Origin of the sequence: Nocardia gipuzkoensis (assembly GCF_021183645.1) — a bacterium.
GTDB lineage: Bacteria > Actinomycetota > Actinomycetes > Mycobacteriales > Mycobacteriaceae > Nocardia > Nocardia abscessus.
In genome coordinates this window covers 5,278,221-5,303,617 of sequence record NZ_CP089225.1, presented here as the reverse complement: position 1 = coordinate 5,303,617, position 25,397 = coordinate 5,278,221, and the positions used below count along the sequence as shown (strand labels likewise).

The following is a 25,397-nucleotide window of genomic DNA, read 5'->3' as shown; positions in this document are numbered from 1 at the left end:
GGACGCGATCATCCGCGGGGATGCCGCTCGGGAACCGGCAGCCAGCCGTCCTCCACCGCCCGCTTGTACAGGTCGGTCTTGGTCGGCGCCGGACGACCGGCATCGGCGTACTTCTGCCGGATCCGGCCGAGGTAGTCGTTGACCGTCTGCTCCGACAGGCCGGTCAACCGCGCGACCCGGGAGGCCTTCTCGCCAGAGGCGTACAGCATGAGCACTTCCTCCTGGCGCGGACTCAGGCCCACGCTGGACAGTTGTGGGTCGCCGTCGATGGCGGCCGCCCAGTCGGTGGTGACCACCTGCTGCCCGCCTGCCGCGCGGCGCACGGCGGCGACGACGGTCGGCACGTCCTCGGATTTGCGCACCACGCCCAGCACGCCCGCGCGCGCGGCGGAGCGCACCAGGAAGGCGTTGTCGGCACCGGTGAAGACCAGCACCTCGATGCCGCGGCCGCGCAGGGCCCGCACGTTGTCCTCGGGCGAGGAACCGTCGGCCAGCCGCAGGTCCAGCACCACCAGATCCAGCTTCGGCGCGCCGTCGGCGGCGGCGAGCAGTTCCGGCACGGTGCCCGCGGTCAGCACCAGATCGAGATCGGTCTCCGGCGCAAGCATCGCGGCGAGACCTATCGCGACGGATTCATGGTCCTCGACCAATCCGATCCGGCGCGGCGTGCTCTCGCCCCCTTCGGCCCACGTCACCTGGCTCTCCCATCCCGAGCTACTCGAACACATCCCCACCGCGACAACAATCGCAGACAGTATGCCGGGTGATGGTGCGCGATGGTCAGACACCAGAATTCGGGGGGCCTCAGGCCATCAGCCCCGCGGCCAGCGTGGCGCCCAGCTCCCAGCACCGTTGCAGGTCCTCCTTGGCGGGCGGGCCGGAGACCACCACCACGGCGGCGGCCTGTTCCCAGCCCAGTCCGGTGGTCACGCCCGCCACCCCGCGTTCGGCGCCCTCGGTGCCTTCGTTGCCGTGCAGGTACAAGCCGTACGGACGACCGCGCGTGGAATCGAGGCACGGGTAGTAGAAGGTGTCGAACGCGTGCTTGAGCGCACCGCTCATGTATCCCAGGTTCGCCGGGCTGCCCAGCAGGTATCCGTCCGCGGCCAGCACGTCGGGAGCAGTGACGGCCAGCGCGGCGCGGCGGACGACCTCCACACCTTCGATGTCGGGGTCGGTGGCCCCGGAGACGACGGCCTCGAACATCGCCTGCATGTGCGGGGACGGCGTGTGATGGATGATCAGCAACCGGGCCACCCTGCGATGGTATCGGCCCCGCGCCGTCAGAGGGTGTCGCGCTCGTGCCGTTCCAGCGCGACCGCGCGGCGCATGGTCTCGCGGGCTCTGGTGCGGTCACCCGCGTAGTCGTAGGCGCGCGCGAGCCGGTAGGAGACGCGCCAATTGTCCGGGTCGGCCTCCCACTCCGCCTTGACCGTCGCGAACAGCTCGTCGGCGGCCGCGCGTTCGATGCGGCCGGACGGGAGGCGCGGCAACGCGGAGGTGTCGAGCTCGAGGCCCTCGTCGTGGATGCGCCGCGCCAGGTGCTGATGCGCCAGGGCCGCGCGCACGGTGGCCACGACGATCCACACGCCCAGCAGTGGCAGGATCAGCACGCCCACACCGATGACGATCGCCGCCACGTCGCCGGAAACGATCAGGCTGACCGCGATCCGGCCGAGAACCAGGAAATAGAAGCCGAGAACCAGGACGAGCGCCGCGATCGGCGCGACCACCTTGACGACGTCCCCGCCGCCCTTCCGATCGGACGGCTCGGAGCCGCTCACGATCGTGCACCGCCGCGGGTCGGCGCCGCCGGGTGCGACAGCCGGCGCGCGCTCACAGGTCGAGGAACGGGTCGAGTCCGACGGTGAGGCCGGGGCGGTTCGCGATCTCCCGCACGCCGAGCAGCACGCCGGGGGCGAACGACGAGCGGTCGATCGAGTCGTGCCGGATGGTGAGGGTCTCGCCCTGGGTGCCGAACAGCACCTCCTGGTGGGCGACCAGACCGGCCAGGCGCACCGAATGCACCCGTACCCCGTCCACGTCGGCGCCGCGCGCGCCCTCGAGTTCGGTGGTGGTCGCGTCGGGACTGCGGTGCAGTCCCGCCTTGTCCCTGGCCGCGGCGATCAGGCCCGCGGTGCGGTAGGCGGTCCCGGAGGGCGCGTCCGCCTTGTTGGGGTGGTGCAGCTCGATGACCTCCACCGATTCGAAGAACCGGGCGGCCTGCTCGGCGAAGCGCATGGACAGCACCGCGCCGATGGCGAAGTTCGGCGCGATCAGCACGCCGACCTCCGGGCGTCCGGCCAGCCAGCCGCGCACCTCGGCCAAGCGGGACTCGTCGAACCCCGTGGTGCCGACCACCGCGTGAATGCCGTGCTCCACCAGGAAATTCAGATTCCCCATCACCACGTCCGGGTGGGTGAAGTCGACGACCACCTGCGTATTCGCGGCGGTGAACGAATCCAGCGAATCGTCCTTGTCGACGGCGGCGACCAGTTCCAGGTCCGCCGCGGCCGTCACCGCCGCGCAGATCGCCTGTCCAACCTTGCCACGCGCTCCGAGCACTCCGACCCGAATGGTCACCGCACCTCCTCGTTCCGCTTCGGTCGGGGATCAGCCTAATGGGCCCGGCCGTCCCCACTCCCTCCGCCGCCCGCGCGGGCGAGGCAGCCGCTTATCGCACCGGCTGTGCAGCGCCGACCTCCGCACTCGATGCGCCCGCGAGATTCGCGGCCATCCGTTGCAGCAACCGCATGGTCTCGGCGAACTGATCGCCGGTGATTCCCTCCGCCATCTGCCGCCTGCGCCGGGCGATCCGGACGAAGGCCTCGTCGTGGGCGACGCGGCCCGTCTCGGTCAGCGACAGCACGCCTTCCTCCTCGGCGACCAACCCGGCGGCGACGAGTTCGGCCACTTCGGTGGGCCATTCGGAGTCGTCGGTCCAGAAAGTGTCGAGCGCGTCGCGGACGTCGTCGGCGCGCTGTGGGCCCTCCGCGAGCGAGTGCACGGCCTGCCAGCGCCGGCGGCTGAACCCGCCCGCGGCGAGGTCTTCGTCGAAGCGCTGGTTGATCAGTCGGTCGAGTTCCACGAGCCAGTACCCGATACCGCGTTGGATGGCCATCACCACTCCTATATATGCATCCAAACAAGTACATGTACTATGACATATAAATGTCGGCTGTGACAGAGTGAGCGGATGGAGGAGCACGATGCCGTCACCGTCGCCGTGGAAGCGGCGATGGTCCGGATCCGGCGCAGGCAGACGCGCGGTGCGCTGAGCGACGGCGCGGTTCCCGTGGCGGTGTTCCGTGTGCTCGACGCCGTCGCCGACGGCGCAGCGGACACGGTCGGCGCACTCGCTCCCGCACTCGGCGTCGATCAGCCGAGGGCGAGTCGCCTGGTGGCTCAGGCGGTCTCCTCCGGCCTGCTGGAGCGCGTCGCCGATCAGCGCGACGGACGGCGTTCGGTCCTGCGCCTGACCGCCGCCGGGCGCCGAGCCGTGGCCGAGGCCGCGGCAGGCAGGCGCACCGCCATGGCCGCCGCGATGGCGGACTGGACTCCCGCCGAGCGCGCCGACTTCGCTCGCCTGCTCGAACGATTCGTCGAGAAGATGGACCGGCCCGCCGAGTGAGTCGGTCCGCAATCCCGGGACTCACCGGTGGCGCGGCAACCCTCGGCTACCACCGGCCGGGCCGGATCAGTCGAAGACGATGACCTGGCGCAAGGCGTGGCCCGCGGCGAGTTCGTCCATGGCGCGGTTGATTTCGTCGAGACCGATGTGCGCCGAGACGAGCCGTTCCACCGGCAGGCGTCCCGCCCGCCACATGCGGACGTACTCGGGAATGTCCCGGGACGGCACGGCCGAGCCGAGGTAGCTGCCGACGATGGAACGCCCTTGGGCGACCAAGGCCAAGGGCGAGATAGCGGCGCGGGCATCGGGAGCGGGCAATCCGACGGTCACCGTCGTGCCACCGGGCGCGGTCGCGGCGACGGCGGTCTCGAAGGCACGGACGTTGCCCGCTGCCTCGACCACCACCTCCGCCTGCACGCCCAGCTCGACGACCTCGGCCGGGGTGTATGCGGCGTGAACACCCAATTCCCGTGCGAGGGAGAGCTTTTCCGACACGGTGTCGACCGCGATCACCTCGTGTCCCTCCGAGGCGAGCGACACCGCGACCAGCACCGCCGCCATACCGACGCCGCCGAGACCGACGACCATGATCCGGTCCCCCGTGCCCGGTCGCGCCGAATTCAGCAGGGCGCCACCGCCGGTCAGCACCGCGCAGCCGAGGACGGCCGCGACCTCCGGGGGCACGTCGTCATCGACGGGGACTACCGACCTGCGATCCACCACCGCGTGCGTGGCGAAAGCGGAAACGCCCAGATGATGGTGCACTTCGCCTCCCGCACGGGACAATCGCCGCCCGCCGTTGAGCAATTCGCCCGCATTGTTGGCGACGCTGCCGGGCACACACGGTGTGCGACCGTTGGTCGCGCAACCGGCGCATTCGCCGCAGCGGGGCAGGAAGGTCATGACCACGCGCTGCCCGACCGCGATGTCGCCGTCACCGGGACCGACCGCCTCCACCCGCCCCGCGGCTTCGTGGCCCAGCAGCATGGGCACCGGGCGCACCCGGTTGCCGTCCACCACGGACAGGTCCGAGTGGCACAGCCCCGCCGCCTCGATCCGGACCAGCAGTTCGCCCGGCCCCGGCGCGTGCAGCTCCAGATCGCATACGGTGATCGGCGCCGATTCGGCGAACGGCGCCGGCGCCGCGATCCGCTCCAGGACTGCTCCACGAATCTTCATTCCGCCGACGCTACCGTCCGCACCGGTTCGGGCACATCCATTCCGGGACTGGCGCGGGCCGCGGACCGGTGTTAAGTTGGCCGACCGTGACGGTGCTCCCGTTGGCCGCCTTGTACCGAGCCCGGGGTCGGGATCGTCACGCACCAGAGGAGAAATTCCACTGTCCGTACGATTCGATCACACCATTGTCGGTTGCCACGACCACCGAGTATCCGCCGCATTCTGGGCGGACATCCTGGGACTGGAAGTCGGAACGGGATGGGGACCGTTCATTCCGCTCTCGCTGCCCGGTGGCGGCACCTTCGACTTCGCGAACGTCCCGCCGCAGGTCACCGAGATCCAGCCCCAGCACTACGCGTTCTTGGTCTCCGAGGCCGAATTCGACGCCGCCTACGCCAAGATCCAGCGCGAGCGCCTCGACCACTGGGCCGATCCGCAGCAGCAGCGGCCCGGCGAGATCAACCACAACGACGGCGGTCGCGGCGTGTACTTCCTCGACCCCAGCGGTCACTTCCTGGAGTTGATCACCGTTCCGTACGGCGGCTGGTGATCCGGCTGCCGTTCGAGAGCAGGAGCTTCCGGCCCCGGCGATGACGAAGGCCGCGGGCGTAGGATGCCGCGAATGGGTGGCGATCTGGTCGACGCGGTCGAGCGGTTGCACGCCGACCTCGCGACATGGCTGGGCTCGCAGGCGCAGGCCGAGGTGTTCGAGCGATTCGCGGCGGCGCAGCACGAGCGGTTCAGCATGGTGACGACCGGCGGCGAAGTGCTGGGACGCAGTGCGCTGATCACGAGGCTGCGCGGCGCGCGTAACGCCGTGCCCGGGTTGTCCATCGAGGTCTCGGACGTCGAGGAACTGCTGCGGTCCGGCGGCGTCGCGGTCGTGCGCTTCCTGGAGACGCACCGAGCGGCCGGAAACGTCACTCGACGCCGCGTGACGGCCGTGCTGACCACCGACGACATGGAGGGAGTCCGCTGGCTGACGGTGCACGAAACCGACGCGGCACCGGCCTGAGCATTCCCAGCACGGGGGACCTGCGCGCGGTGCCCACGTCCCGGACAATTCCTGCCTGAATGCTCGGACGCGGCGGTGGGCACGCCTGCTGCGCGCCGAACGTGCGATCGACGGTCCGGGACGACGCGGACCCGAGGAGGTGGGAGCCGGTGGATCGGTGGGAACGCGATGGGCTGCGCGCGACCAACAGCGGAATGCGCAACCAGGTGGACCACATCCTGGATGCGCTCGCCGAGCAGCGCACCCACCTGAAGGACGTGCACGAGAAGCTGTCGGCGTTGCGGTGCACGGCGGAGTCGGCGGACAAGCTGGTGGAAGTGACGGTGGACGCCGCGGGCGTCATCGTCGACGTGCGGTTCACCCCGGACGCCCTGCGCAGCACACCGGAACAGCTGGGCCGTTCGGTCACCGAAGCCGGCCGGGAGGCGGCGCGGCGGGCTCGCGAACAGCACACGGCGATCATCGCCCCGCTCACCGCCGACGCGGAAGCGATACCCGATCTGCCCGATCTGGTTCCTGGCGCGCCGAGTCTGCGGGAGGTGTGGGAACTCCCGCGCCCGGACGCGGCGGGCTAGCGCGTCCGAAACCCCGTGGTTCCTCGCCGGACGGGACGGTCCGGCCCATCCGGGCCGACTCGACCGGCGAGGAACTGCGGCCACCCCGAGCGCAGTCGGGTGGCTCGGGGTGACTCGACCGTGCGGTCCTCGAGTATCGGCACATGGCATCTACCTCCGTTCGGGCGGGCAGCGCGGCGGCTGCCTGATGGTCGGGCGAGTGATCAGGCGTAGAGCTTCGCGAGGAACGTGGTCATGTTCTCGCGCACCCGCTCGATCTTCTCCTCGGGCGTGAGGTCTTCTCGGTACCGGCTTCCGAGCGCGGGCCGCTTCTTGTTGCGCGCGTACAGCGAGCAGGCGAGATCGGTGCACATGTAGGTGCCGACCGAGTTACCCCGGCGCCCGGATTCGCCGGCTTTGTGCGCGGTCATCAGCGAGACCCCGCCGCCGGTGTGGGTGGTCAGGCAGATCGTGCACATCTGCGCACGGCCGGCGCCGCCGGTGGGATAGCGCAGCGCGACGCCGACCAAGCGGTCTTCCTGCGGAACGATCAGGTAGCCACGCCCTGGCAAGGACGGATCGCTCCAGCCCAGGAAGTCCAGGTCGTCCCAGGGCCGCTCGGCCAGGTCCCGCGGCACGGGCAGCCGCTTGGCGTCTCCTTTCGAACAGTTGACGAACGACGACCTGATGTCGCGCTCGGTGACGGGTTCCATGATCGGATCTCCTTCGTCGATCGGGGGCAAACCTGAGCGACGTTACGGTCCCCTCGGGGCCGGAACAACGGATTTTCTCGGTGTCGCGACCCGAATTCACGCACACCCGCGGCGGGTGTGGCGGGACCACGAATCGGCCGAAAGTCACCGGGTGCACGTCGGATTCGATTGGTGTACGTTGCTGTTTGTAAATGACGATTTGCTGCTCAGGCGAGGCGAGTGCAGCACGTCGCCAAGGTCGGTGGCACCCGCAACGTTCGATTATGTTGTCGTCCGTTCCGCGAGTAAACAGGAGGGGCCCTCGCTTGTCTCGGGATCGGATGGCATTCGCCGCCGATGACCCGCGGCCGCCGCACACCCTGCGCACGGCCGGAGGCCGACCGCATCCGGAGCTCGGGGGCAACCGGCCATTCGACCTGTGTGAAGGAGCACGATCCGTGTCGGACATCGCGATCGTCGGTATCGGCTGCCGCTACGCGGGTGGCATCGACTCACCGGAGTCGTTCTGGGACTTCGTCATCGGGAAGCGCGACGCGGTCACCGAGATTCCGGCCGACCGCTGGGACAACCGCCGCTACTACGATCCGGACCACCGCGCGCCGGGTCGCATGTACACCAAGCGAGCGGCATTTCTCACCACCGACCCGTGGGCGTTCGACCCCGATTTCTTCGGTATCTCGCCGCGCGAGGCGGCGGCCATGGATCCCCAGCAGCGACTCCTCCTGGAGGTGGCCTGGGAGGCGCTCGACGACGCGGGCATGGCGGGCCGCACCGCCGAGACCTCCGTGGGCGTGTACGTCGGCGCGTTCACCCTCGACCAGCTCGCGGTCGGGTTCACCGGCGCCGCGCTGCCGCACATCGATATGCACTCCGCCGCGGGGGCGTCGTACACGATGCTGTCCAACCGGATCTCCTACGCACTCGACCTCGACGGTCCCAGCCTGACTGTGGACACCGCCTGCTCGTCCTCGTTGGTCGCCCTGCATCTGGCCTGCCAGGCGCTGACCAACGGCGACTGCGGGACCGCGCTGGCCGGGGGTGTCAATCTGATGCTGCAACCGGGCACGTTCGTCTCGATGTGCAAGGGCGGCTTCCTCGCCGAGGACGGGCGCAGCAAGGCCTTCGGGGCGAGCGCGGACGGCTACGGTCGCGGCGAGGGCGCGGGCATGGTGATGCTGAAACCGCTCGCCGACGCCGAACGCGACGGCGACCGGGTCTACGCGGTGCTCGCGGCGACCGGCGCCAATCAGGACGGACGCACCACCGCGATCACGGTTCCGAACGCGGACGCGCAGGAGGCGCTGGCGAAATCGGTGTGCGCGCGAGCGGGCATCGCGCCACACGAAGTGACCTACGTGGAGGCGCACGGCACCGGGACACCGGTCGGCGACCCGCTCGAACTGCGCGCGATCGGTCGCGCCTACGGTGCGGTCGAAGGCCGTTCGACGCCCCTGCCGGTGGGATCGGTGAAGGCGACCCTCGGGCACACCGAAGCCGCCGCGGGTATCGCGAGCGTCATCAAATCCGCGCTGGCGATCTCGCACCGCACGCTGCCTCCGCAGGGCTGGCTCGACGACGAGCTCAACCCTGACATCGACTTGGACAGGTTGCGGCTGACGATTCAGCTCGATGCCGCGGCCCCCGCATCGCATGTCGGCCGGATGACGGTGGCGGTCAACGGATTCGGCTACGGCGGCAGCAACGCGCATGCCATCCTGCGGGAACACCGGCCCGGCCCGGCCGCGGCGGCACCATTGCCCGCGCATCGTGGCGTGCTCGCCTTGTCCGCACACAGCGAGCAGGCCGTCCGTGCGGTGGCGCGTGATCTCGCCGCGCTCCTGGATCGCGGTGTCGACCTCGATCATCTCGCCGCGGCGGCGTGGACCAGGCGCAAGCACCACCCATTCCGGGTGGGACTGCCGTTCACCGACGCCGCCGAGCTGGCCGCCGACCTCCGCGGTCTCGCCGCGGGCGAGGGCAGGGCGCCGGTACGCGTGACCGGAGACCCCGGCGCGGGACCGGTTTTCGTGTTCACCGGCATGGGCCCTCAATGGTGGGGCATGGGTCGCGACCTGCTGGCCGCCGACCCCGTGTGCGCCGCGGCGGCCGAGCGCGTCGACATCGCGTTCACCGCGCTGGCCGGGTGGTCGATTCGCGCCGAGCTGGCCCGGCCGCGGGAGCAATCCCGGGTCACCGCGACCGAGCTCGCGCAGTCCGCCAATTTCCTGCTCCAGGTGGCGCTGTTCGAAATCCTTGTGGCACAGGGCATCCGGCCCGCTGCCGCGGTCGGCCACAGCGTCGGCGAAGTGTCGGCGGCGTATGTCACCGGTGTGCTGTCGCTCGACGACGCGGTGGCGGTGGTCTACCACCGCGCTCGTTTGCAGGCGACCACCGCCGGCACCGGCGGCGTGCTCGCGGTCGGCCTGTCCGCCGACCAGGCCGTGCGGCTGATCGGCAACGGTGTGGACATCGCGGCCTACAACGGCCCCGCTTCCGTAGCCCTTTCCGGCGCCGCGCACCGGCTGGCCGAGATCGCCGACCTGCTCGGCGAACGCGGCGTTTTCGCGAAGCGGCTCCAGGTGGAGGCGCCGTACCACAGCGCGCTGATGGATCCGATGCTGGACGAGTTGCGCGCCACCCTGGCCACCCTCACGCCGCGCAAGCCGACGATTCCCCTTTTCTCGACCGTCACCGGCGCGGCGGTGACCGGCGCGGACTGGGACGCGGGCTACTGGTGTTCCAACGTCCGCGCACCCGTGCGCTTCGCCGACGCGATCCGCGCGGCGATCACCGCGGGTGGACGCGTGTTCCTGGAGATCGGTCCGCACCCGGTGCTCGGCGGGAACATCCGCGAGGTGCTGCTGCACAGCGGGAAACAGGGCACCACCGTGGCGACACTCGACCGCAAGCAGCCCGACGACCACAGCATGCGCCAGGTGATCGCAGACATGTACGCCGCGGGCGCGCTCGACGTCGGCGCGGTGATCGGCGAAACCCGCGCACCCCATCTGCCGCTGCCGAGATACCCCTGGCAGCGCGAGCGTCTGCGCGCCGACCTACCGGAGTTCGGCAATCGACTGCACGGCACGCCCAGCGGATACACCATGCTCGGCGACCCGAGCCCGGACCAGGAGCGGCACTGGACGGTCCAGATCGCCGCGGAGCTACTGCCCTGGATCGATGACCACGTAGTCGACGGCGCCCGGATCCTGCCCGGCACGGCCTATCTGGACGCGGCGCTGAGCGCCGCGGCCGTAGAGTTCGGCGCGCCGGATACTGGCTGCGTGGCCGCCGTCGAGCAGGTCCGCTTCGTCGCGCCGCTGGTGATCGAGCGAGGTGAGGTCCCGGTCGTGCGACTGCGGGTCGAGGAATCGACACGGCGGTTCACCATCCGCTCCCGCGGCGCGACCGGCGACACGTGGACCACGCATGCCACCGGCCGGCTGGTCGAAGGCGCGATCGACGCGCCCCGGATCGTCGTGCCCGACACCGCGGCGATGACATCGGTCGAGCCCGCCACGCTGTACGCCGGTCTCACCGCCACCGGCGTCGCGCACGGTCCTTCCTTCCGGCTGGTCCGCGCGGCGTGGGTGGACGGCGACACCGTCGTGGCGTCCGTGGACGCGGCCATCGCCGGCGGCACCGGCCATCTGGCGCATCCGTGCGTGCTGGACGCCGCCTGGCAGGTCGTCTCGCTCGGCGACTCGAGCTGGCCGCGGCAGGCCGGCGCAATGATTCCGGTCGGCGCGGCCGCGGTGCGCATGTTCGCTCCTTTGCCGCGGCGCGTGGTCGTGGTCGCGCGGCTGACCGCACCGCTGCGCGCCGACGTCACCGTGCTCGACGCCGCGCACGAGGTGGTGTTGCAGATAGTCGGCGCGAAGTTCCAGGCCGTGCCGTTCGGCACCGGGCCGCTGCGCCGATTGGAACAGCTGTACTACGAGGAGCGCTGGACGCCGCGCGATCCGATCGATCACTCCGCTCTGTCTCCGGCCGCCCCCGCCCACACCGTGGTGGTGCCGCTGGAGGGCGCGCGGCGAACCAGGGTGGAGCAGATCACGCGGAGTTCCACCCGTGCGGAGGTGATCGACATCGGTTGGCTCGGCGCCGAATTCGAGAACGTACTGCGGGAGCGATTGCACACAGCGCACACGGCGGAGGGGGTCGAGCGCATCCACGTGTGCGTGCTCGCGGGTGCCAGCGCCGATCCGGTGCGCGAGCTGTGGCTGCTGAGCAGGCTGGCGCTGATCGTCGAGCGCTTCGCCGACGCGACGCACCCGCAGCCGTGCCCACCGACCGGCGACGGCTCCGTCCACGTCACCCTGGTCACCGAACGGGCCTTCGTGCATCCCGAGGACACGGCGCTGCCCGACCCGGATCACGCCGCGCTGGCCGGCGCCCGCCGCGTCCTGCTGAACGAGCAGCCGCGGCTGCGCTGGCGGCTGGTCGATGTCGAACCGGAGACCACCGAGACCGACCTGCGCGCCGAACTGGCTGTGCCAGGGGCGTTTTCGGCCGACGGCACCGACGAGGTCTTCCTCCGCGACGGCTTGCGCTGGTCGACGACCGTGGTGCGCGCGCTGCCGGATCGGCTCGCGGCACTCGACCGGCCCGCGCCGTTGCTCGACGCCGAGGCCAACTTCACGCTGGACATCCCGCGCTCTCGGGCGCTGTCCCAGCTCGGCTGGCGGCGCGCCGGACGGCGCGCGCCGGGCCCCGGCGAGGTCGAGGTGCGGATGGCCGCCGTCGGTCTGGGTTTCAAGGATCCGCTCAAAGTGCTCGGCGTCCTCGGTGCGGACGAGCTGGCCGGGACGCATTTCGGCACCGCGCCGGGCATGGCGGGCGCGGGCACCGTGGTCCGGGTCGGCCCCGATGTCACCCGGCTGCGCGTCGGTGACCGCGTCGGCCTGGCCTCGCCGGGCATGATCGAGCGCTACCACGTGGCGCGCGCCGAGGTCGTCGGCCCGGCAGCGGACGGCATGCGGCCGGAAGTGTGCACCTCCACCGTCTCCATGGTCACCGCCGAGTACGCGCTGCTGGATCTGGCGCGGGTGCGCTCCGGGGACACGGTGCTGGTGCACGGCGCGGCGGGCGGCGTCGGCGCGGCGGCCGTCCAGCTGGCGAAACTGCACGGCGCCAGGGTGATCGGCACCGCGAGCGACGACGAGCGGCGCGCTTACGTGCGAGCCCAGGGCGCCGACGAAGTGCTGCACTCGCGGTCGCTGAACTTCGTCGACGACGTGCTGCGCCGCACCCACGGCCGGGGCGCGGACATCGTCATCAGTACCGCCCCCGGCGAGATCGTCCACCAGAACTTCGCCGCGGTAGCGGAGTTCGGCCGCATCGTGGAGATCGGCAAGGCCGACATCTACACCGGCGGCGTGCTGGACCTGCGCAACTTCGACAAGAACGTCGCCTACTTCTCCTTCGACCTGGACCGGATGATGAAGCTGCGCCCCGCCGAGGTACTCGCCCGCGTCCAGGCGGTCGACGACAAGCTCGCCGACGGCATCTACCGCCCGCTGCCGTATCACTCGTTCGGCGAGCACGAGGTGGCCACCGCGTTCGAGGAAGTGCTGCGCTCCACTCGAATCGGCCGCGTCGCGCTCGACCTGACCGGCTCGGCGCCTCCGGTGCGGCCAAGCCCTCCGGAGGTATCCATCGATCCGGACGGCCGCTATCTGATCACCGGCGGCCTCGGCGCCTTCGGGCTGGCCACCGCGCGTTGGCTGGTGCGGCGCGGCGCCCGGCACCTGGTGCTGGTCGGCCGCCATGGCGCCACCACCGCGGCCGCCCGCGCCCACCTGGAGCAGTGGCGCACCGAAGGGGTCGAGGCGCTGGTCGAGCGGACCGACATCACCGATGCCGCCGCGGTCCGCGCGGTGATCGAGCGGGTGCACACGGCGCGGTCCCCGCTGCGCGGAGTCTTCCACGCCGCGGGCGTGCTGGACGATCAGCGCATCGCCGCCATGGACCGCGCCGGTCTCGCCGCGGTGTTCCGGCCGAAGCTGGACGGGGCGCGTGCGGTGGCCGCCGCGCTGGCCGCCGCCGGGGTGCGACCGGAAATGATCGTGCTGTTCTCCTCCGGCGGCACGATCATGGGCGGCATCGGCCAGTACTCCTACACCGCGGCCAACCTGGCGTTGCAATCCTTCGCCGACCAGCTGGCCCGCCGCGGCCAGCGGGTGCTGTGCGTCGGCTGGGGCGCGATGTCGGGCGGCGGCATGGTCGACGCCGACGAGACCGTGCGGCGTTACCTGCGCATCGCCGGATTCGACGCGATCGACATGGACGAGGGCACCGAATACCTCGGCGAAGCTCTGCGGCTCGGGGTGCGTCAGGCGGCGATCGTTTCCGTCGAGTGGGGCAGGGTGGCGCTGGCCGCACCCCAGCTGGCCCGCACCCCCAGGGTGGCCGAGCTGATCGCGGCCGCCGCCGAGGACGATTCGGCCCTCGCCCGGCTGCGCGCGGACGTGACCGCCCTCGCCCCGGCCCAGCGCGCCACCGTCGTCGGCTGTCTGCTCGCCGAGCAACTCGCGGACGTGCTGGGCGTGGCGGCCGACGCCATCAATCCGGCGGCGCCGCTGCCCGAACTCGGCATGGACTCGCTGATGGCCGTCGAGTTCGGGGCGCTGGTGAGCAAGACGCTCGGCGTGGAAATCAACAGCATGCAACTGGGCCGCTCGTTCAGCCTGGCGCAGGCCGGTGCCCGGATCGCGGATATGGTCGTCGGCTCCGCGGACCGCGCTCACTGGCCATGACACCTCGGCGTATCACCGAACACCCCTGACGTAACGGCGGTTTCGAGGCCGGTACGCCGGGTATCCGGCGCGAGCGGGAGGTGTGGATGTGGCGCAGAATGCACAGCAGAAATTCGCGGCGCGACGGCGGCTGCGCGGGCCGGCGGATCTGCCGGGCCGGTCGTGGTGGGGCGTGGTGAAGCGATCGGTCCGCGAATTCCAACAGGACAATCTCAGCGACTGGGCCGCGTCCCTGACGTACTACAGTGTGCTGTCGCTGTTTCCGGGGCTGATCGTGCTCACCGCCGGGTTGGGCATGCTGGGGCGCGACGATACCGGCGCGTTGGTCGACACCATCCGCGCGATCGGGCCGGGCAGCGGAACGGACCTGCTCGTCGACGCGGTGAACGACATACACGAAGCGCAAGCCCCGGCCGGCCCGCTGGCGCTGCTCGGGTTGGCCTCGGCCTTGTGGACCGCGTCGGCCTACATCGGCGCGTTCATGCGCGCGAGCAACGCGATCTACGACATCGAGGAAGGGCGGCCGCCCTGGAAGACCGTGCCCGTGCGGGTGGCACTGACCGCCGCGGTGGTCACCCTGCTGGGCGTCTGCACGGTCGGCGTGGTGATCAGCGGTTCGCTGGCCGACCACGTCGGCCGGTGGCTCGGGCTCGGGGAGGTCGCGATCACGGTCTGGGGGATCGTCAAGTGGCCGGTGATGATGGCGCTGATCAGCCTGGTCTTCGCCCTGCTGTACTGGGCGGCGCCGAACGTGCGGCAGCCGGGGTTCCGCTGGTTGACGCCGGGTAGCGCGCTGGCCGTCCTGCTCTGGGCGGCAGCTTCCTGGGGCTTCGCGTTCTACGTGGGCCACTTCGGCTCCTACAACCGGGTGTACGGCTCCCTCGGTGGCGTCGTCGTCTTCCTCGTGTGGCTGTGGATCTCGAATATCGCGGTGCTGCTGGGCGCGGAGGTGGATGCCGAACTCGCGCGAGCACGCAGCATCGCCCACGGCCACCCCGAAGATGCCGAACCTTATCTGCCTCCGCGCGACGACCCCGACGAATGACCGAGAGCGTCAAACGATCCTGGTAACAGCGCGGAGCCGGGCGCACGAACGACCACCGCCGCGAACTCGCCGAAGCCGTCGGGCTCGCGAACCCGGGCGAGCGCGGTTGGACGGGCGCGAAGGTCGGCGCCATCTAGGATCGCCGACCTTCGCGCCGCCGATTCGTCACCGGCGATCGGCTTCGGCGCTCTGGTCGGCTGCGCGGATCGCTTCGGCGAGTTCGCCGCGCAGACGCTCGGCGGTCGTCTCGTCGCCCGCGTCCTCGGCGGTGGTGATGTCCTGCCGCAGTTGCGCGATCGTGTCCTGCAATGCCATGAGACCTCCTCGTCACGTTCTCGGACGGCTTCGATGGGAGAGGCGGCGATCCGCCCCTCCTGATCAGGGTGGCCGCTCGAGCGAGGACGAAACACCGGCGGCCGGTCGCGAACCCGGAAAACCTGCTCGTCTCGATCGATACCGCGGTGCGGAAACAGAGTCCTGAGATTGAACCCGAGGCAACCGGGTACTCATGATCACGATGTGTCGGGGATTTCGGTCGCCGCTGCCTCGTTTGGTACCAACCGTGCTGACACCTGCCTGCACACCGAACGGTTGTGACCAGTCCGAACGCTGAGCACAGCCGCTCGGCCACCACCTACGACATGCTGGGCGGGATGCCGTATCCGAAAGAGCAGAAGTGCCGCGCCGATGGAATCGTTCGCCTTTCGCAGCGACAGCTTGAATGACACCGAAGAATTCCTCAATCGCAACTACACCACCATGCGGATCGGCAACAGCACCGGGACACCGGTCCGCACCAGCGTCACCCGGGACGTCCTCGGTCCCGTCAGCCTCGACGATCTCGATCTGGACTTCGACATGAGCTATGACGCGCAGCCGTTGGGCAAGATATGCCTGTGCCGAGTGAAGTCGGGCACGATCGAAGAGCACTACCGCGACGTCGGCACCGACTACTTCCATCCCGGGGAGGTCGGACTGCTCACTCCGCCGGACCTGCCGTATTCCGGGGTGATCCACCACGCCCGCTACAGCATCACGATGTTCGACCCGGCTCTGCTCACCCGAGTGGCGGCCACAAGCCCCGATCACGACCTCGAATCGGTCCGGCTGACGGGGCACCGGCCGGTCTCCCCCGCAGCCGCCGGCCACCTGTCCCGGGTACTGGAGCACATGCGCGACCTTGCCGCCGATCGCACCGCACGCGAGCAACCCCTGATCACCTCCACCGCCGCGCAGTACCTGGCCGCCAGCGTGCTGCACGCCCTGCCCAGCACAGCCCACACCGATCCGACGGCGAGCGACCGCAACGACGCCCATCCCGACACGGTGCGGCGCGCGCTGGCGTATCTCGAGTCCCACGTCCGCGACGACATCGCCGTCACCGACATCGCCGCAGCCGCATACGTCACCGTTCGTGCGCTGCAATTGGCGTTCCGGCGCCACCTCGGCACCACGCCCATGGCGTATCTGCGGCGGCTGCGCCTGCGCGGTGCGCACGAACAACTGCGCGACTGCTCGCCCGAGGACGGTCACACGGTCACCTCGATCGCGGCGGCTTGGGGCTTCGGCCACCCCGGACGATTCGCGACCGCCTACCGCGAGGCGTACGGCCGAACCCCGTTGACCACGCTCAACGACTGAGCCGGTACGGCGCGCCGGGACTGCGATCGGCCAGGCACACCGCCGGACGTCCGGTGCCGCGATCAGTCCCGCATGGCGCGCTCCCGAAGGTCGGCGATGGTCCGTGCGAGGACCCGGGAGACGTGCATCTGGGAGACCCCGAGCACCTCGGCGATCTGCGCTTGCGTGCGCCCTTCGAAGAAGCGCATGCGCAGCACCCGCCGCTCCCGCTGGGGCAGTTCGGCGAGCAAGGGCGCGACCGCCAGCGCCTCCTCGGTCAGTTCGTAGGAGGGGTCCTCCTCGCCGAAGGTCTCGGCGACCCGGACCGACGTGCCGCCGGTTTCCTCGTCCTCGACGACGGCGTCGATCGAGTTGGTGGAGTAGGCGTTGCCCGCCAGCAGCGCCTGCGTGACCTCCAGCAGGTCGATGTTCAGTTCCACGGCGATCTCCAGGGCGGTGGGCATCCGCTCCAGGCGCTGGCAGAGCCTCTCCACGGCGGGACCGATGGTCAACTGGATCTCCTTGATCCGGCGCGGCACCCGCACGGCCCAGCTGTGGTCGCGGAAGTGGCGGCGCACCTCGCCCATGATCGTCGGGACCGCGAACGACAGGAACGACGGCCCACGAGCCGGGTCGAAGCGATCGACCGCGAGGACCAAACCCACCGAGGCGATCTGGTACAGGTCGTCATAGTTCTCGCCCCGACCGACGAAACGGCGGGCGATGTGCTCGGCCAGCGGCAAGCACCGGTGCACGATCTCTTCCCGCAACCGTGGGCGTTCGGGGTCGTCGTCGGTCATCCCGCACAATTGCTCGAGCCACGGTTCGATGCCGTCGTAGCTGTCGGTTCCGCGGCGCGCCCGGCGCGGAACGGCGGTCCTGTGCTTCGTGGTCGCCAGTGCCATGAGCTTCCTCGATTCGCCTTCACCTGCGGTCGGCACGCTCACGACATGGTGAACGATGCGACGATCGCCGAGTACCGCCCGACGACGATGTCAAGCGATGGCGGGCAGGTTTGTTCGTATAGTGGACGGCCGACGGCGTGGACGTTCGTTCGCGACGCGGCTCATCTCGGCTCCAGGTCGCCGCGGCTGCGGCCCGCCACCGGAGCAGTGCGGTCGATGATCCGCGTGCGCGGGGACCGCGCATTGCTTCCCGGACCACCTTTGGTCCGCCCGAGCGCGTCGTTCGGCCGCACGGCCCCGGGTGAGCGGCACTCGCGGGGCGGCTCGGCGACGTGCGGCCCGGGCACGCGGCACACGACGACCGGCAGGTTCTGCCGCACTGCCAGCACGTCCACGATGCGCGGCACCGGACCGTCGTCCGGCACGGTGATGTGGACGGCGACGTCCCCTCGCGCACCGCGTTCCGCCAGGCGCAACACCGCGCGCACGCCGGCGCAGGACAGGAAACTCACCCCGGCAGAGGTCGACGATGACCGAAGAGATCGACGTTGTGCCACAGTGGTTCTCGACAGCCTCGGCCATCGCCGTGAACCAGTCGTCGGCGTTCGCCGCGTCCAATTCACCATACGTGATCAGAACAAGGCCGTCGTCGGTCCGGATGGTCTCCACGCCGTACTGACCTGACATGCGCACCTCCGGCGGCAGGGTTTCGGGCACGAGACCGCGCAACTCCCAGGCTCTCAGGGCTCCGGGCCGGTGTCAGCGCGGCAGGCGAAGTCATCCGGGGGGCGTCGGTCCGAAAAACGAAATCGCCTCGTGGTCAATCGCGGGGTATCCGGAGATGGACCGTGAGCAGGATATGGTCGAACGAGGCGACCACGTCCGGCGGTGGCGGCGGCACGAAGGGCAGTTCGGTGATCAACTGCTGGGCCAGCGCGCGCAGCTTGGTGTTGGTCTCCTGGGAGCGCCAGCGCAGCACCTGGAACGCTTGATCGGCGCTGATCTGGTAGATGTTCATGAGCACCCCCTTCGCCTGCTCGATCACCGCGCGGTTCTCGTAGAGACCGGGCAGGGTCGCGGCGAGCATGGCCCGGTGGGCCTCCTCCAGGGTGCCGGAGAGATCGACGTAGAAGCCGGAAGTACCGACGGCGGTGCCGGTGTCGTCCAGGATGCGGTCGGCGACGACGAGCACGGTATGTTCCTGGCCGGACAGGTCGATGAACCGATGCCGACTGGAGAAAGGCTCGCCGTGGTCGATGGCGCGCGTGATGGTCTCGGCGACGTGCGTGCGGTCGTCGGGATGTTTGTGCGCGAGCAGCAGTTGGGTCGTCGGTTCGATCTCGCCCGGCCGGTAGCCGTGCATGCGGTACACCTCCGCGGACCACTCCCAGCGACGCGTGGCGAACCAGAACCGGAAACTGCCGACGGCGGGCTGCTCGGTAGGCGACGAGCCGGTGGCGGTCATGGGTGACGCGCACGGCTGCGTGTGCTGAGTCATGAATGCGATGCCTCTCCGAAACACAAGGGGCTGGTGGCCGCGTGCGCCCGCGAACCGGCGCCATCCCTCGCGAGGAAGCGCACGGCCGTGGACCCGTTCGGCCGAAATATCCGCTGTTGACTCAACGGCCGGCGCACGCACGCATCGTGTCGGCAGCCGGTTATTTGCCGACCCAGTATGTCATCCGCGTTCGGATCGAGCAGGCCGGACCCTGCGACGGCGCCGAACGGCATTGCCGACTCATGTTTCCGGCGCGCGCGTGATCGCTTGCCCCACAGGTGATGTCGCTGCGACGGATGACAAGAAGACCGTCAGTTGCCCTACTGTTCGACGCTCGCGCAGGCGGCGTCGCGCCCACGCTTGCGCGGCCACCGCCCGCCGCTCTGCCGGGTTTGCGGCACGCAGCGCGGGCACGCCGATCAGCAGGCCACGAGCGCGGAGATCACATCCATCGGCTGTCCCAAGTGATGGGCGCTCGGGATACGAGGGCCGATTCGGATTCCGAGAACGCGGCGGCGGCGCCGGAGCCGACGAACTCGGCCGCCGCGATCACCGCACGGCGCACCGCGCTCTCCGGTGTGCGGCCCGCGCCGAGATGAGCTGCCGCGGCGGCGGCGAAACTGTCTCCCGCACCGCAGGTGTCACAGCCATAGGCTGCTTTCGCCGCGGCGGGGAGCGGGATGCGCAGGCGTTTCCCGGACGCACGCAGGCAGACCAGGGCGCCCTCCGATCCGAGGGTCACCGCGATCGCGTCTACCGCCCACCCTTTGGCGAGCTTCCACAGATCCGGTCCCTCGTCGAGCCGGCCGGACAGCCGATCGAGCGCTTCCGCGCGATTGGGGGTGACCAGAGCCGCGCCGGGAATCGGGACGGGCCCGCGCGGATGGGGGTCCCAGACGACCGGGACGTGGGCGGCGTGGGCGCGCAGCAGCGTACGGATCTGCGGGTGGGCCGCGATACCGCGGCCGTAGTCCGAGACCAGTACGGCGTGCGCCGCCGCGAGCACGGCATGCGCCGCCTCGGGCAGCGGGTCCGCGCCGACTCGTCCGGTGCCGGAATCCATTCTGGTGATCAGGACGGGCCGCGCGAGCTGCCTGGCCTTGGTGTGCCCGTTCGGGCTCGCCCACGGCCCGACCGCTCGCACCCGTTGCTTGCAGACGGTCGAACCGCGCAGGGGCAGGGCGATGACCCGCACGTGCCGATCCAGCAGCGAACGCAGTCGCGCGGCCGCCTCGTCCGCGGCGAAACCCGCGATCAGCACCACTTCCCGGTGGTCGGCCGCGGCGAGCCGGGCCGCCAAGGCGGCGCCACCCGGCCGGAACGTCCGGTTCCCGACGTCGACGACCGGGGCCGCCGCTTCCGGGCTGCACCGGTCGGCGCGGCCGTCGACGTCTATGTCGAGCAGCGCGTCGCCGATCACGACGAGCGGATCGCCCGCTGCCATCACTGCCCCTCCCGGCGTGCGATCGAGACCCGCCCGCTCATCCGGGCCCGCCCGGACCCGTCGCGACGGCATCGACCAGCAGGTCGTCCCATCGCCGCACGAAGTCGTGGAGGCCGAAATGCGTCAGTGCCCACTGCCGAGCGGCTTTTCCCGCTACCTCGGCGGCCATCCGATCGCCCAGAAAGTGCCGGACAGTCCGGGTGAGTACATCAGGGTCGGCCGAGACCACGCCGGCTTCGGGCGGGATCGACGCGTGCGCCTCGGCGGCCGCGACGGCGACGACGGGCATGCCCAGATGCATCGCCTCGAGGACCGGCAGTCCGAGCGAAGTCCAGCGCGGCGTGTGCACGAAGACGCGCCGCCGCGCCAGTTGCCGGTGCAGGCGATCCTGGGTGTGCTCGCCCGCACCGTGCACCCGCCGGGGCGAGCAGCGCAACGCTTCGTGCACGTTCTCGGTGCCGATGCCGTAGACGTCGATCGGGGCGGCTCGCGACAGCGGAACGAGCAGATCGGTGCCGTTGACACGCCAGCGAAGCACCGGTTCGTCGACGACCGTCGCGGCGCGCGGGAGTTCGCCGGTGTAGGAGTAGCCGGGGTCCGGCACGCCGCACGGAATCACGGTCACCGGAGTACGGCCGCTGTCCCACATCAGCCGATTGAAGTGCGTCACGTGGACCAGAGTCAGGTCGGGCCGGTCCGCGAGCGGATGCCTGGTCAGCGCCGCGTGCTGGTCGGGGGTGTTGTGCTCGACGTACAGCACCGGCAGGTCGACGCCGGGTCTGCGCCGCGACCATTCCCCGATCAGATCCAATTCGCGCGGGCGCTGCGCCACCACCACGTCGATCGGTTCGCCGGCGAGCGCTTCCGGCGCCACCTCGACGGCCGTGTCCGGCCAAGGGCGCCCGCACCGCCCGCGGGCCCACGCACCCAGCCGGGCATCGAACGGAATCAGATAGCGATGACCGCCTTGGACGAACGAGGTCGTCCAGGAGCCGTGCACGTGCCAGACGAGCACGTTCAACCGCCGTCCCGTCGCGCGCCGGGCGCGGGCGTCGGTCACGGACGAGAGCTTTCGGTGGACGGGCAGACCACCGGCTCTCCAACGGTCGGCACAGCGCCGAGTTCCGCTGCCGGTCGTCGGCTCACGTCGCTCCTTTCGGCATCACCGGCGGCACGGTCGCGCCCGCCACGCCGGAGGCGGTGGCCGCGGCGGTCCGCTCGTTGCTCGCCGACCCCGTCCTGCGCGAGACCTGGGGCGGCGCGACAGCCACCGCCGGGCGTCGACATCCAGAAGTGGGCGTACACCAGGTCGGGCCGGTTACCGGCCCAGCAGTAGACCGTCACGTCGTGCCCACGCCGCGCCATCGCCGCCGACAGGTCGGACACGCGCACGTTCCGGCCGTCGGCGTCGACCCCACCGAGCTGGGCCAGCGGGCTGGCATGGTCGGACACCATGGCGATCTTCACTGCCGGCTCCGTTTCGTCGCGGACGACTGGATCGAGTAGCGCAGTAGCCGATCGGGCCGTACCGCGACAGCCCGCCACCTGCGGACATGCCCTGGCCGCCCGCGCCGAAACATCGATCGCGAAAACGCGGGGGTGCCGGGCCGCCGATCACAGCGGACGGCGACCGGACCTCCGGAACTCCGCCCGCCGCTCGGCGGACTGCCGGCGGGGCGGGTAGGGACGCGCTGCGCAGGGGCGAACGGTCGCCGCTTCGGGGCCGCGGTCGGTGATGGTAGTGGTGAAAGCGACGGTGCCGTGCCGCCATGCCGCTGCCGCAGATTTGCGGCCGGGACGCGCGCAGCAGCGAGGAGTGGACGGTAATGGTCTGATCCGCGACGGATCCGATCTGGATCCATTCGGACCCCTGGCGGGGAAGAGAGTGTCGCGGTGCGCGCGAAGGCTCCGCGATCAGACCGGGGAATGCGTTGTGGGCGTCATGGGAGCGTGGGGCCGAGTTCGGGTCAGTAGGCGAGCGGGTACTCGTCGTCCGGTAACGGGGTGAGGATGGCTTGTTCGAACCGGTCGGCTCGGTCGGCGTGGTCGAACGCTTCCCGGATGCGTTCGGCGAGCGGCGTGAGTGCCGTGGCGCCGATTCCGGTGTGCTCGCGGCGGTCGGCAGGTGAGCGCTGTTCGAGGTGATCGGCGGTGCTACCGGCGGGAATCATCGAGTTGTTCACGGTGGTCCTTCTGGTTCGGGCCGTCGCGGATACGGGAGCCGCGGGCCCGGACGTCGGTACCGGGCCCGCGTCGGAAGAGAGTGACGTGACGGTTGGATCGGTCCGAGCATCACCTGCCTTTCTCATTCCTCGCATCTCCGATTGATCTGCGGTGCCCGCCGGGATCCGGCCACGTGCGGGCCACTTCCGCGGAAGGTCACAGCGCGGCTACTCCCTGGGGCACAAGTCGGTTGTGGTCACCTCCGATTCACACCGTTCTGGCCCACTGAATCAAGATAACCTATGTCAACCCAGACAGATTTCTTATATCACTCTAGAGAGTATGAGGCAAGTGCCTGACCGGGGTAATCTGCGATCGACATGCGGCGCCGACCATGGGACGAGGATTCTCTCCGGCGCTCGCGCCGAGCGTTCGGCGCTCACCACGGCGCTGCCGAACTGGTAGGCATCGCGCGGCATGGACGGGCGCGTTCAGGGTGATTCCGGCAGAGAAGGCCGGGGAGTTTCGTGGAGCGGATGACGGGATTCGAACCCGCGACCCTCACCTTGGCAAGGTGATGCGCTACCAGCTGCGCTACATCCGCACTCGCATCGCGGCGTCCGCGATGCGACACAGAACATTAGCGGACGCGCGCGGCAAAAAGCCAATCGCGGCTCATGCCGCCCGGTTGCGGCGAAGGCCGAGTCCGGCCGCGACCAGGCAGGCAAGGGCGACGACGCCGACGAACCAGGGGAACACGGTGCTCAGGCCCCAGGTGGTGGCGGCCCAGCCGGCCAGGATGGTGGGCAGAGCCATCGCCGAGTAGGCCAGCAGGTAGTACGCGGACATCGTCTCGCCGCGCTTGTGCTGCGGCACAACCTCCGACAGGTGCCGCAGCGAACCGCCGAAACCGAGTCCGAAGGTCGCCCCGAGGGCAACACCCGCTGCGAGCACCGCGATCCAGTGGTGCGTTGCCAGTGCGGGCACGGTCAGCAGCAGCGACAGTGCCATGCCGATGTCGCCGAGGATCGCGGCCCACCGGGCGGGTACGCCGGTCGCGAACAGTTGCGCGGTGGCGCCCGACAGCGCCGTCGAGGCGACGACGGCGCCGCCGAAGACCAGATTGTGGATGCCGGTCTGCTGCGCGGCCAGCGACGGGTACAGCGACAGCAGCACGCCGAGCACCGACCAGGCCGCCATCACGCCGATGGCCGAGAACCAGAAGTCGGCGCGGATTTCCTGTGGCACCGCGGGTTTCGCGATCCGGATACGTCCGGCCACCCGGGCGGAGTGCGGTTCGCGCAGCGCGAGCACGCCGATACCGATCGCCAGGCAGACGACGGTGATCACGACGTAGGGGGTGCGCAGCGGATGCGGCGCGTACTGCGCCAGCAGCGCCGAGCCCAGGATGGCCACGGCCATCCCCACATTGAACGCGACGCCGCTGAGCTGCCCGGACCGCGCGCCGCGGTGCGGGCGCAGGTCCAGCAGCGCGGCAGCCCCGGCGACCACGGTCGAGCCGACCGCGATCCCGTGCAGCGCTCGCGCCAGCAGCAGCATGGGCACACTGTCGGCGAGCACGAATACCCCCAACCCGGCGACCATCGTGGCGAAGGCGCCGAGCAGCACCGGCTTCCGGCCCACCACATCGGAAATCCGCCCGGACACCAGCACCGCGCCCAGGGCGGCCACCGCGTAGACGGCGAACACGATGGTGGTGGTGAGCGGCGAGAGATGCCACTGCTTCTCGTAGATGCCGTAGAGCGGGGCGGGCACGCCGGAAACCCCGAGCGCCACGCCCGTGGCCGCGAGCACCAGGGCGTAAGCCCAGCGCTGCGCGGTCTGCTCCTCGACGGCCACCGCCATCGTCGCTGCCATCGGAACTCCGATCGGGTAAGTTTGATGATGATCGAACTAGAGTCGACCCTACATCCGGTACGACGATCATCAAACCTGGGAGTGATCCAGATCATGACCGATGTCCGTGGCGCGGAGCAGCAGGCGCCCCCCGTGGCCGCGCTGCCCACGGTGCTCAACGCGCTGCAGGACCCGGTGCGATTGGAGATGGTGCGGCGGCTCGGCAACGCGGGAACGGCGGTCCGCTGCGGCGCGCTCTACGAAGTGATCAACAAATCGACCGCCACCCACCATTTCAAGATCCTGCGCGACGCAGGCGTCATCGAGCGCCTGGTCATCGACGGGCACACCTGCCAGCGCCTGCGCATCGACGACCTCGAATCCGCCCTGCCCGGGCTGGTGCCGACGATCATCGCGGCCGCCAACCGCGCGCGGCGGGAATGACGCGGCAGCGGGGGTGCGCGCTCAGCAGTTGTCGAAGCGCCACTGCCCGTCGATGAATGTCCAGGTCGCCGGTTTTCGGTCGTCCTGGGCCGCACGGGCGTCGAAGTTCTCGACCGTGACCGTCCCCGTCGATCCCGACGTGGTGACGGTGACCTTCGACGGCTTGGACTTCAGGTCCCTGCCGTCGTAGAGCTGCGCCATCGACGCCACGTAGTCGTCCTGGTTCAGCGTGAGCCTGCAACGCGCGGAACGGAACTGGTAGGCGGCCGCGTAGTCGTGGGCGGCCAGCGCGCCGGTCATCTTCGTGGCTTCCTCGCGCAGCGCGGCCGCGGTCGGCTCCCCCGCCTTGCCCGCCTCCGCGTCCGTTCCGCCGCACCCGGACAGCACGAGCATCGGCATCGAAACCGCGCCCAGCACGCGAAGGGCACGATTCGTTCGGTTCATCTCGACTCCTTGGCAGAGATCGCCGGATCCGACACCCGGACAATCGAGTTCAGCGCCCTCCGGCGGGACCGACGGCCGGGCGGCCGAAACGATATCGCGCGGACGGATTCCCCGCCAAGCCGCGGGC

Annotated in this window: 24 protein-coding genes, 1 tRNA gene and 1 pseudogene; 8 read left to right on the top strand and 18 right to left on the bottom strand. The window is 70.3% G+C overall.

From position 1 onward, the window contains the following. Positions 1–8 precede the first annotated feature (8 nt). The 5 genes from LTT66_RS24065 to LTT66_RS24045 all read right to left on the bottom strand — a co-directional run bounded on the left by LTT66_RS24065 (position 9) and on the right by LTT66_RS24045 (position 3,121). Positions 9–728, bottom strand: a complete 720-nt coding sequence (locus LTT66_RS24065) for a DNA-binding response regulator (RefSeq protein ID WP_408638670.1) — start codon at positions 726–728, stop codon at positions 9–11. A 76-nt stretch (positions 729–804) separates the two neighbouring features. Continuing rightward, positions 805–1,257, bottom strand: a complete 453-nt coding sequence (locus LTT66_RS24060) for a flavodoxin family protein (protein ID WP_043694783.1) — start codon at positions 1,255–1,257, stop codon at positions 805–807. Between the two features lie 26 nt (positions 1,258–1,283). Further along, positions 1,284–1,784 carry a hypothetical protein gene (locus LTT66_RS24055; RefSeq protein WP_233060769.1) on the bottom strand — a complete coding sequence of 167 codons (501 nt, stop codon included), beginning with the start codon at positions 1,782–1,784 and terminating at the stop codon, positions 1,284–1,286. Between the two features lie 52 nt (positions 1,785–1,836). Then, the gene (gene dapB, locus LTT66_RS24050; RefSeq protein WP_233060768.1) at positions 1,837–2,583 is read right to left on the bottom strand and encodes a 4-hydroxy-tetrahydrodipicolinate reductase; all 747 of its coding nucleotides are present in this window, start codon (positions 2,581–2,583) and stop codon (positions 1,837–1,839) included. Positions 2,584–2,674: 91 nt separating this feature from the next. Further along, on the bottom strand, positions 2,675–3,121 hold the full coding sequence (locus LTT66_RS24045; protein WP_233060767.1) for a hypothetical protein: 447 nt from the start codon (positions 3,119–3,121) through the stop codon (positions 2,675–2,677). Between the two features lie 75 nt (positions 3,122–3,196). On the opposite strand from LTT66_RS24045, the gene LTT66_RS24040 reads away from it, so the two are divergent. Then, positions 3,197–3,631 (top strand): MarR family winged helix-turn-helix transcriptional regulator, encoded by a 435-nt coding sequence (locus LTT66_RS24040; protein ID WP_233060766.1) that lies wholly within the window; start codon positions 3,197–3,199, stop codon positions 3,629–3,631. Positions 3,632–3,697: 66 nt separating this feature from the next. Here LTT66_RS24040 and LTT66_RS24035 read toward each other — a convergent pair whose 3' ends face one another. Then, positions 3,698–4,810: an alcohol dehydrogenase catalytic domain-containing protein gene (locus LTT66_RS24035; protein ID WP_233060765.1), complete on the bottom strand. Its 1,113-nt coding sequence runs from the start codon at positions 4,808–4,810 to the stop codon at positions 3,698–3,700. Positions 4,811–4,970: 160 nt separating this feature from the next. Here LTT66_RS24035 and LTT66_RS24030 point away from each other — a divergent pair, with 160 nt between their 5' ends. The 3 genes from LTT66_RS24030 (at position 4,971) to LTT66_RS24020 (ending at position 6,400) form a co-directional block, all read left to right on the top strand. Next, the gene (locus LTT66_RS24030) at positions 4,971–5,360 is read left to right on the top strand and encodes a VOC family protein (RefSeq protein WP_233069376.1); all 390 of its coding nucleotides are present in this window, start codon (positions 4,971–4,973) and stop codon (positions 5,358–5,360) included. Positions 5,361–5,432: 72 nt separating this feature from the next. Continuing rightward, positions 5,433–5,825, top strand: coding sequence for a DUF4440 domain-containing protein (locus LTT66_RS24025; RefSeq protein ID WP_233060764.1), 393 nt, complete (start codon positions 5,433–5,435; stop codon positions 5,823–5,825). Positions 5,826–5,974: 149 nt separating this feature from the next. Then, positions 5,975–6,400 (top strand): YbaB/EbfC family nucleoid-associated protein, encoded by a 426-nt coding sequence (locus tag LTT66_RS24020; RefSeq protein WP_181720489.1) that lies wholly within the window; start codon positions 5,975–5,977, stop codon positions 6,398–6,400. 203 nt (positions 6,401–6,603) lie between these two features. Here the strand turns inward: LTT66_RS24020 and LTT66_RS24015 are convergent, their stop codons facing one another. Further along, positions 6,604–7,092: an FBP domain-containing protein gene (locus LTT66_RS24015; protein ID WP_233060763.1), complete on the bottom strand. Its 489-nt coding sequence runs from the start codon at positions 7,090–7,092 to the stop codon at positions 6,604–6,606. A gap of 437 nt (positions 7,093–7,529) precedes the next feature. Between LTT66_RS24015 and LTT66_RS24010 the strand changes: the two genes are divergently transcribed. Further along, the gene (locus tag LTT66_RS24010) at positions 7,530–13,850 is read left to right on the top strand and encodes a type I polyketide synthase (RefSeq protein WP_233060762.1); all 6,321 of its coding nucleotides are present in this window, start codon (positions 7,530–7,532) and stop codon (positions 13,848–13,850) included. Between the two features lie 88 nt (positions 13,851–13,938). Next, positions 13,939–14,895, top strand: coding sequence for a YihY/virulence factor BrkB family protein (locus LTT66_RS24005; protein ID WP_233060761.1), 957 nt, complete (start codon positions 13,939–13,941; stop codon positions 14,893–14,895). A gap of 165 nt (positions 14,896–15,060) precedes the next feature. On the opposite strand, the gene LTT66_RS24000 is transcribed toward LTT66_RS24005, so the two are convergent. Continuing rightward, positions 15,061–15,210, bottom strand: a complete 150-nt coding sequence (locus LTT66_RS24000; RefSeq protein ID WP_157229763.1) for a hypothetical protein — start codon at positions 15,208–15,210, stop codon at positions 15,061–15,063. A gap of 402 nt (positions 15,211–15,612) precedes the next feature. Here LTT66_RS24000 and LTT66_RS23995 point away from each other — a divergent pair, with 402 nt between their 5' ends. Next, a complete protein-coding gene (locus LTT66_RS23995; protein ID WP_332909634.1) occupies positions 15,613–16,536 on the top strand; it encodes a helix-turn-helix transcriptional regulator in 924 nt (307 codons plus the stop codon). Positions 16,537–16,598: 62 nt separating this feature from the next. Here LTT66_RS23995 and LTT66_RS23990 read toward each other — a convergent pair whose 3' ends face one another. From LTT66_RS23990 to LTT66_RS23950, 9 genes and pseudogenes are all read right to left on the bottom strand, one after another. Beyond that, positions 16,599–17,420 carry an RNA polymerase sigma factor SigF gene (locus LTT66_RS23990; RefSeq protein WP_233060759.1) on the bottom strand — a complete coding sequence of 274 codons (822 nt, stop codon included), beginning with the start codon at positions 17,418–17,420 and terminating at the stop codon, positions 16,599–16,601. Positions 17,421–17,581: 161 nt separating this feature from the next. After that, on the bottom strand, positions 17,582–17,932 hold the full coding sequence (locus LTT66_RS23985) for a hypothetical protein (RefSeq protein ID WP_233060758.1): 351 nt from the start codon (positions 17,930–17,932) through the stop codon (positions 17,582–17,584). A 308-nt stretch (positions 17,933–18,240) separates the two neighbouring features. After that, positions 18,241–18,918: a PAS and ANTAR domain-containing protein gene (locus tag LTT66_RS23980; protein ID WP_408638669.1), complete on the bottom strand. Its 678-nt coding sequence runs from the start codon at positions 18,916–18,918 to the stop codon at positions 18,241–18,243. Positions 18,919–19,360: 442 nt separating this feature from the next. Beyond that, on the bottom strand, positions 19,361–20,362 hold the full coding sequence (locus tag LTT66_RS23975; protein ID WP_233060757.1) for a PfkB family carbohydrate kinase: 1,002 nt from the start codon (positions 20,360–20,362) through the stop codon (positions 19,361–19,363). A gap of 37 nt (positions 20,363–20,399) precedes the next feature. Beyond that, positions 20,400–21,422 carry a glycosyltransferase gene (locus LTT66_RS23970; RefSeq protein WP_233060756.1) on the bottom strand — a complete coding sequence of 341 codons (1,023 nt, stop codon included), beginning with the start codon at positions 21,420–21,422 and terminating at the stop codon, positions 20,400–20,402. A 221-nt stretch (positions 21,423–21,643) separates the two neighbouring features. Continuing rightward, positions 21,644–21,829: pseudogene (locus LTT66_RS23965) on the bottom strand (glycosyltransferase family 1 protein); the annotation flags it as partial. A 500-nt stretch (positions 21,830–22,329) separates the two neighbouring features. Then, complete coding sequence (locus tag LTT66_RS23960; protein ID WP_233060755.1) at positions 22,330–22,545, bottom strand: hypothetical protein; 216 nt, start codon at positions 22,543–22,545, stop codon at positions 22,330–22,332. A gap of 508 nt (positions 22,546–23,053) precedes the next feature. Then, positions 23,054–23,129: transfer RNA gene (locus LTT66_RS23955), tRNA-Gly, on the bottom strand. Between the two features lie 71 nt (positions 23,130–23,200). Continuing rightward, a complete protein-coding gene (locus LTT66_RS23950) occupies positions 23,201–24,403 on the bottom strand; it encodes an MFS transporter (protein WP_228819487.1) in 1,203 nt (400 codons plus the stop codon). A gap of 93 nt (positions 24,404–24,496) precedes the next feature. Between LTT66_RS23950 and LTT66_RS23945 the strand changes: the two genes are divergently transcribed. Next, positions 24,497–24,826, top strand: a complete 330-nt coding sequence (locus LTT66_RS23945) for an ArsR/SmtB family transcription factor (RefSeq protein ID WP_181720498.1) — start codon at positions 24,497–24,499, stop codon at positions 24,824–24,826. Between the two features lie 21 nt (positions 24,827–24,847). On the opposite strand, the gene LTT66_RS23940 is transcribed toward LTT66_RS23945, so the two are convergent. Then, positions 24,848–25,270 carry a hypothetical protein gene (locus tag LTT66_RS23940; RefSeq protein ID WP_233060754.1) on the bottom strand — a complete coding sequence of 141 codons (423 nt, stop codon included), beginning with the start codon at positions 25,268–25,270 and terminating at the stop codon, positions 24,848–24,850. Between the last annotated feature and the right edge of the window lie 127 nt (positions 25,271–25,397).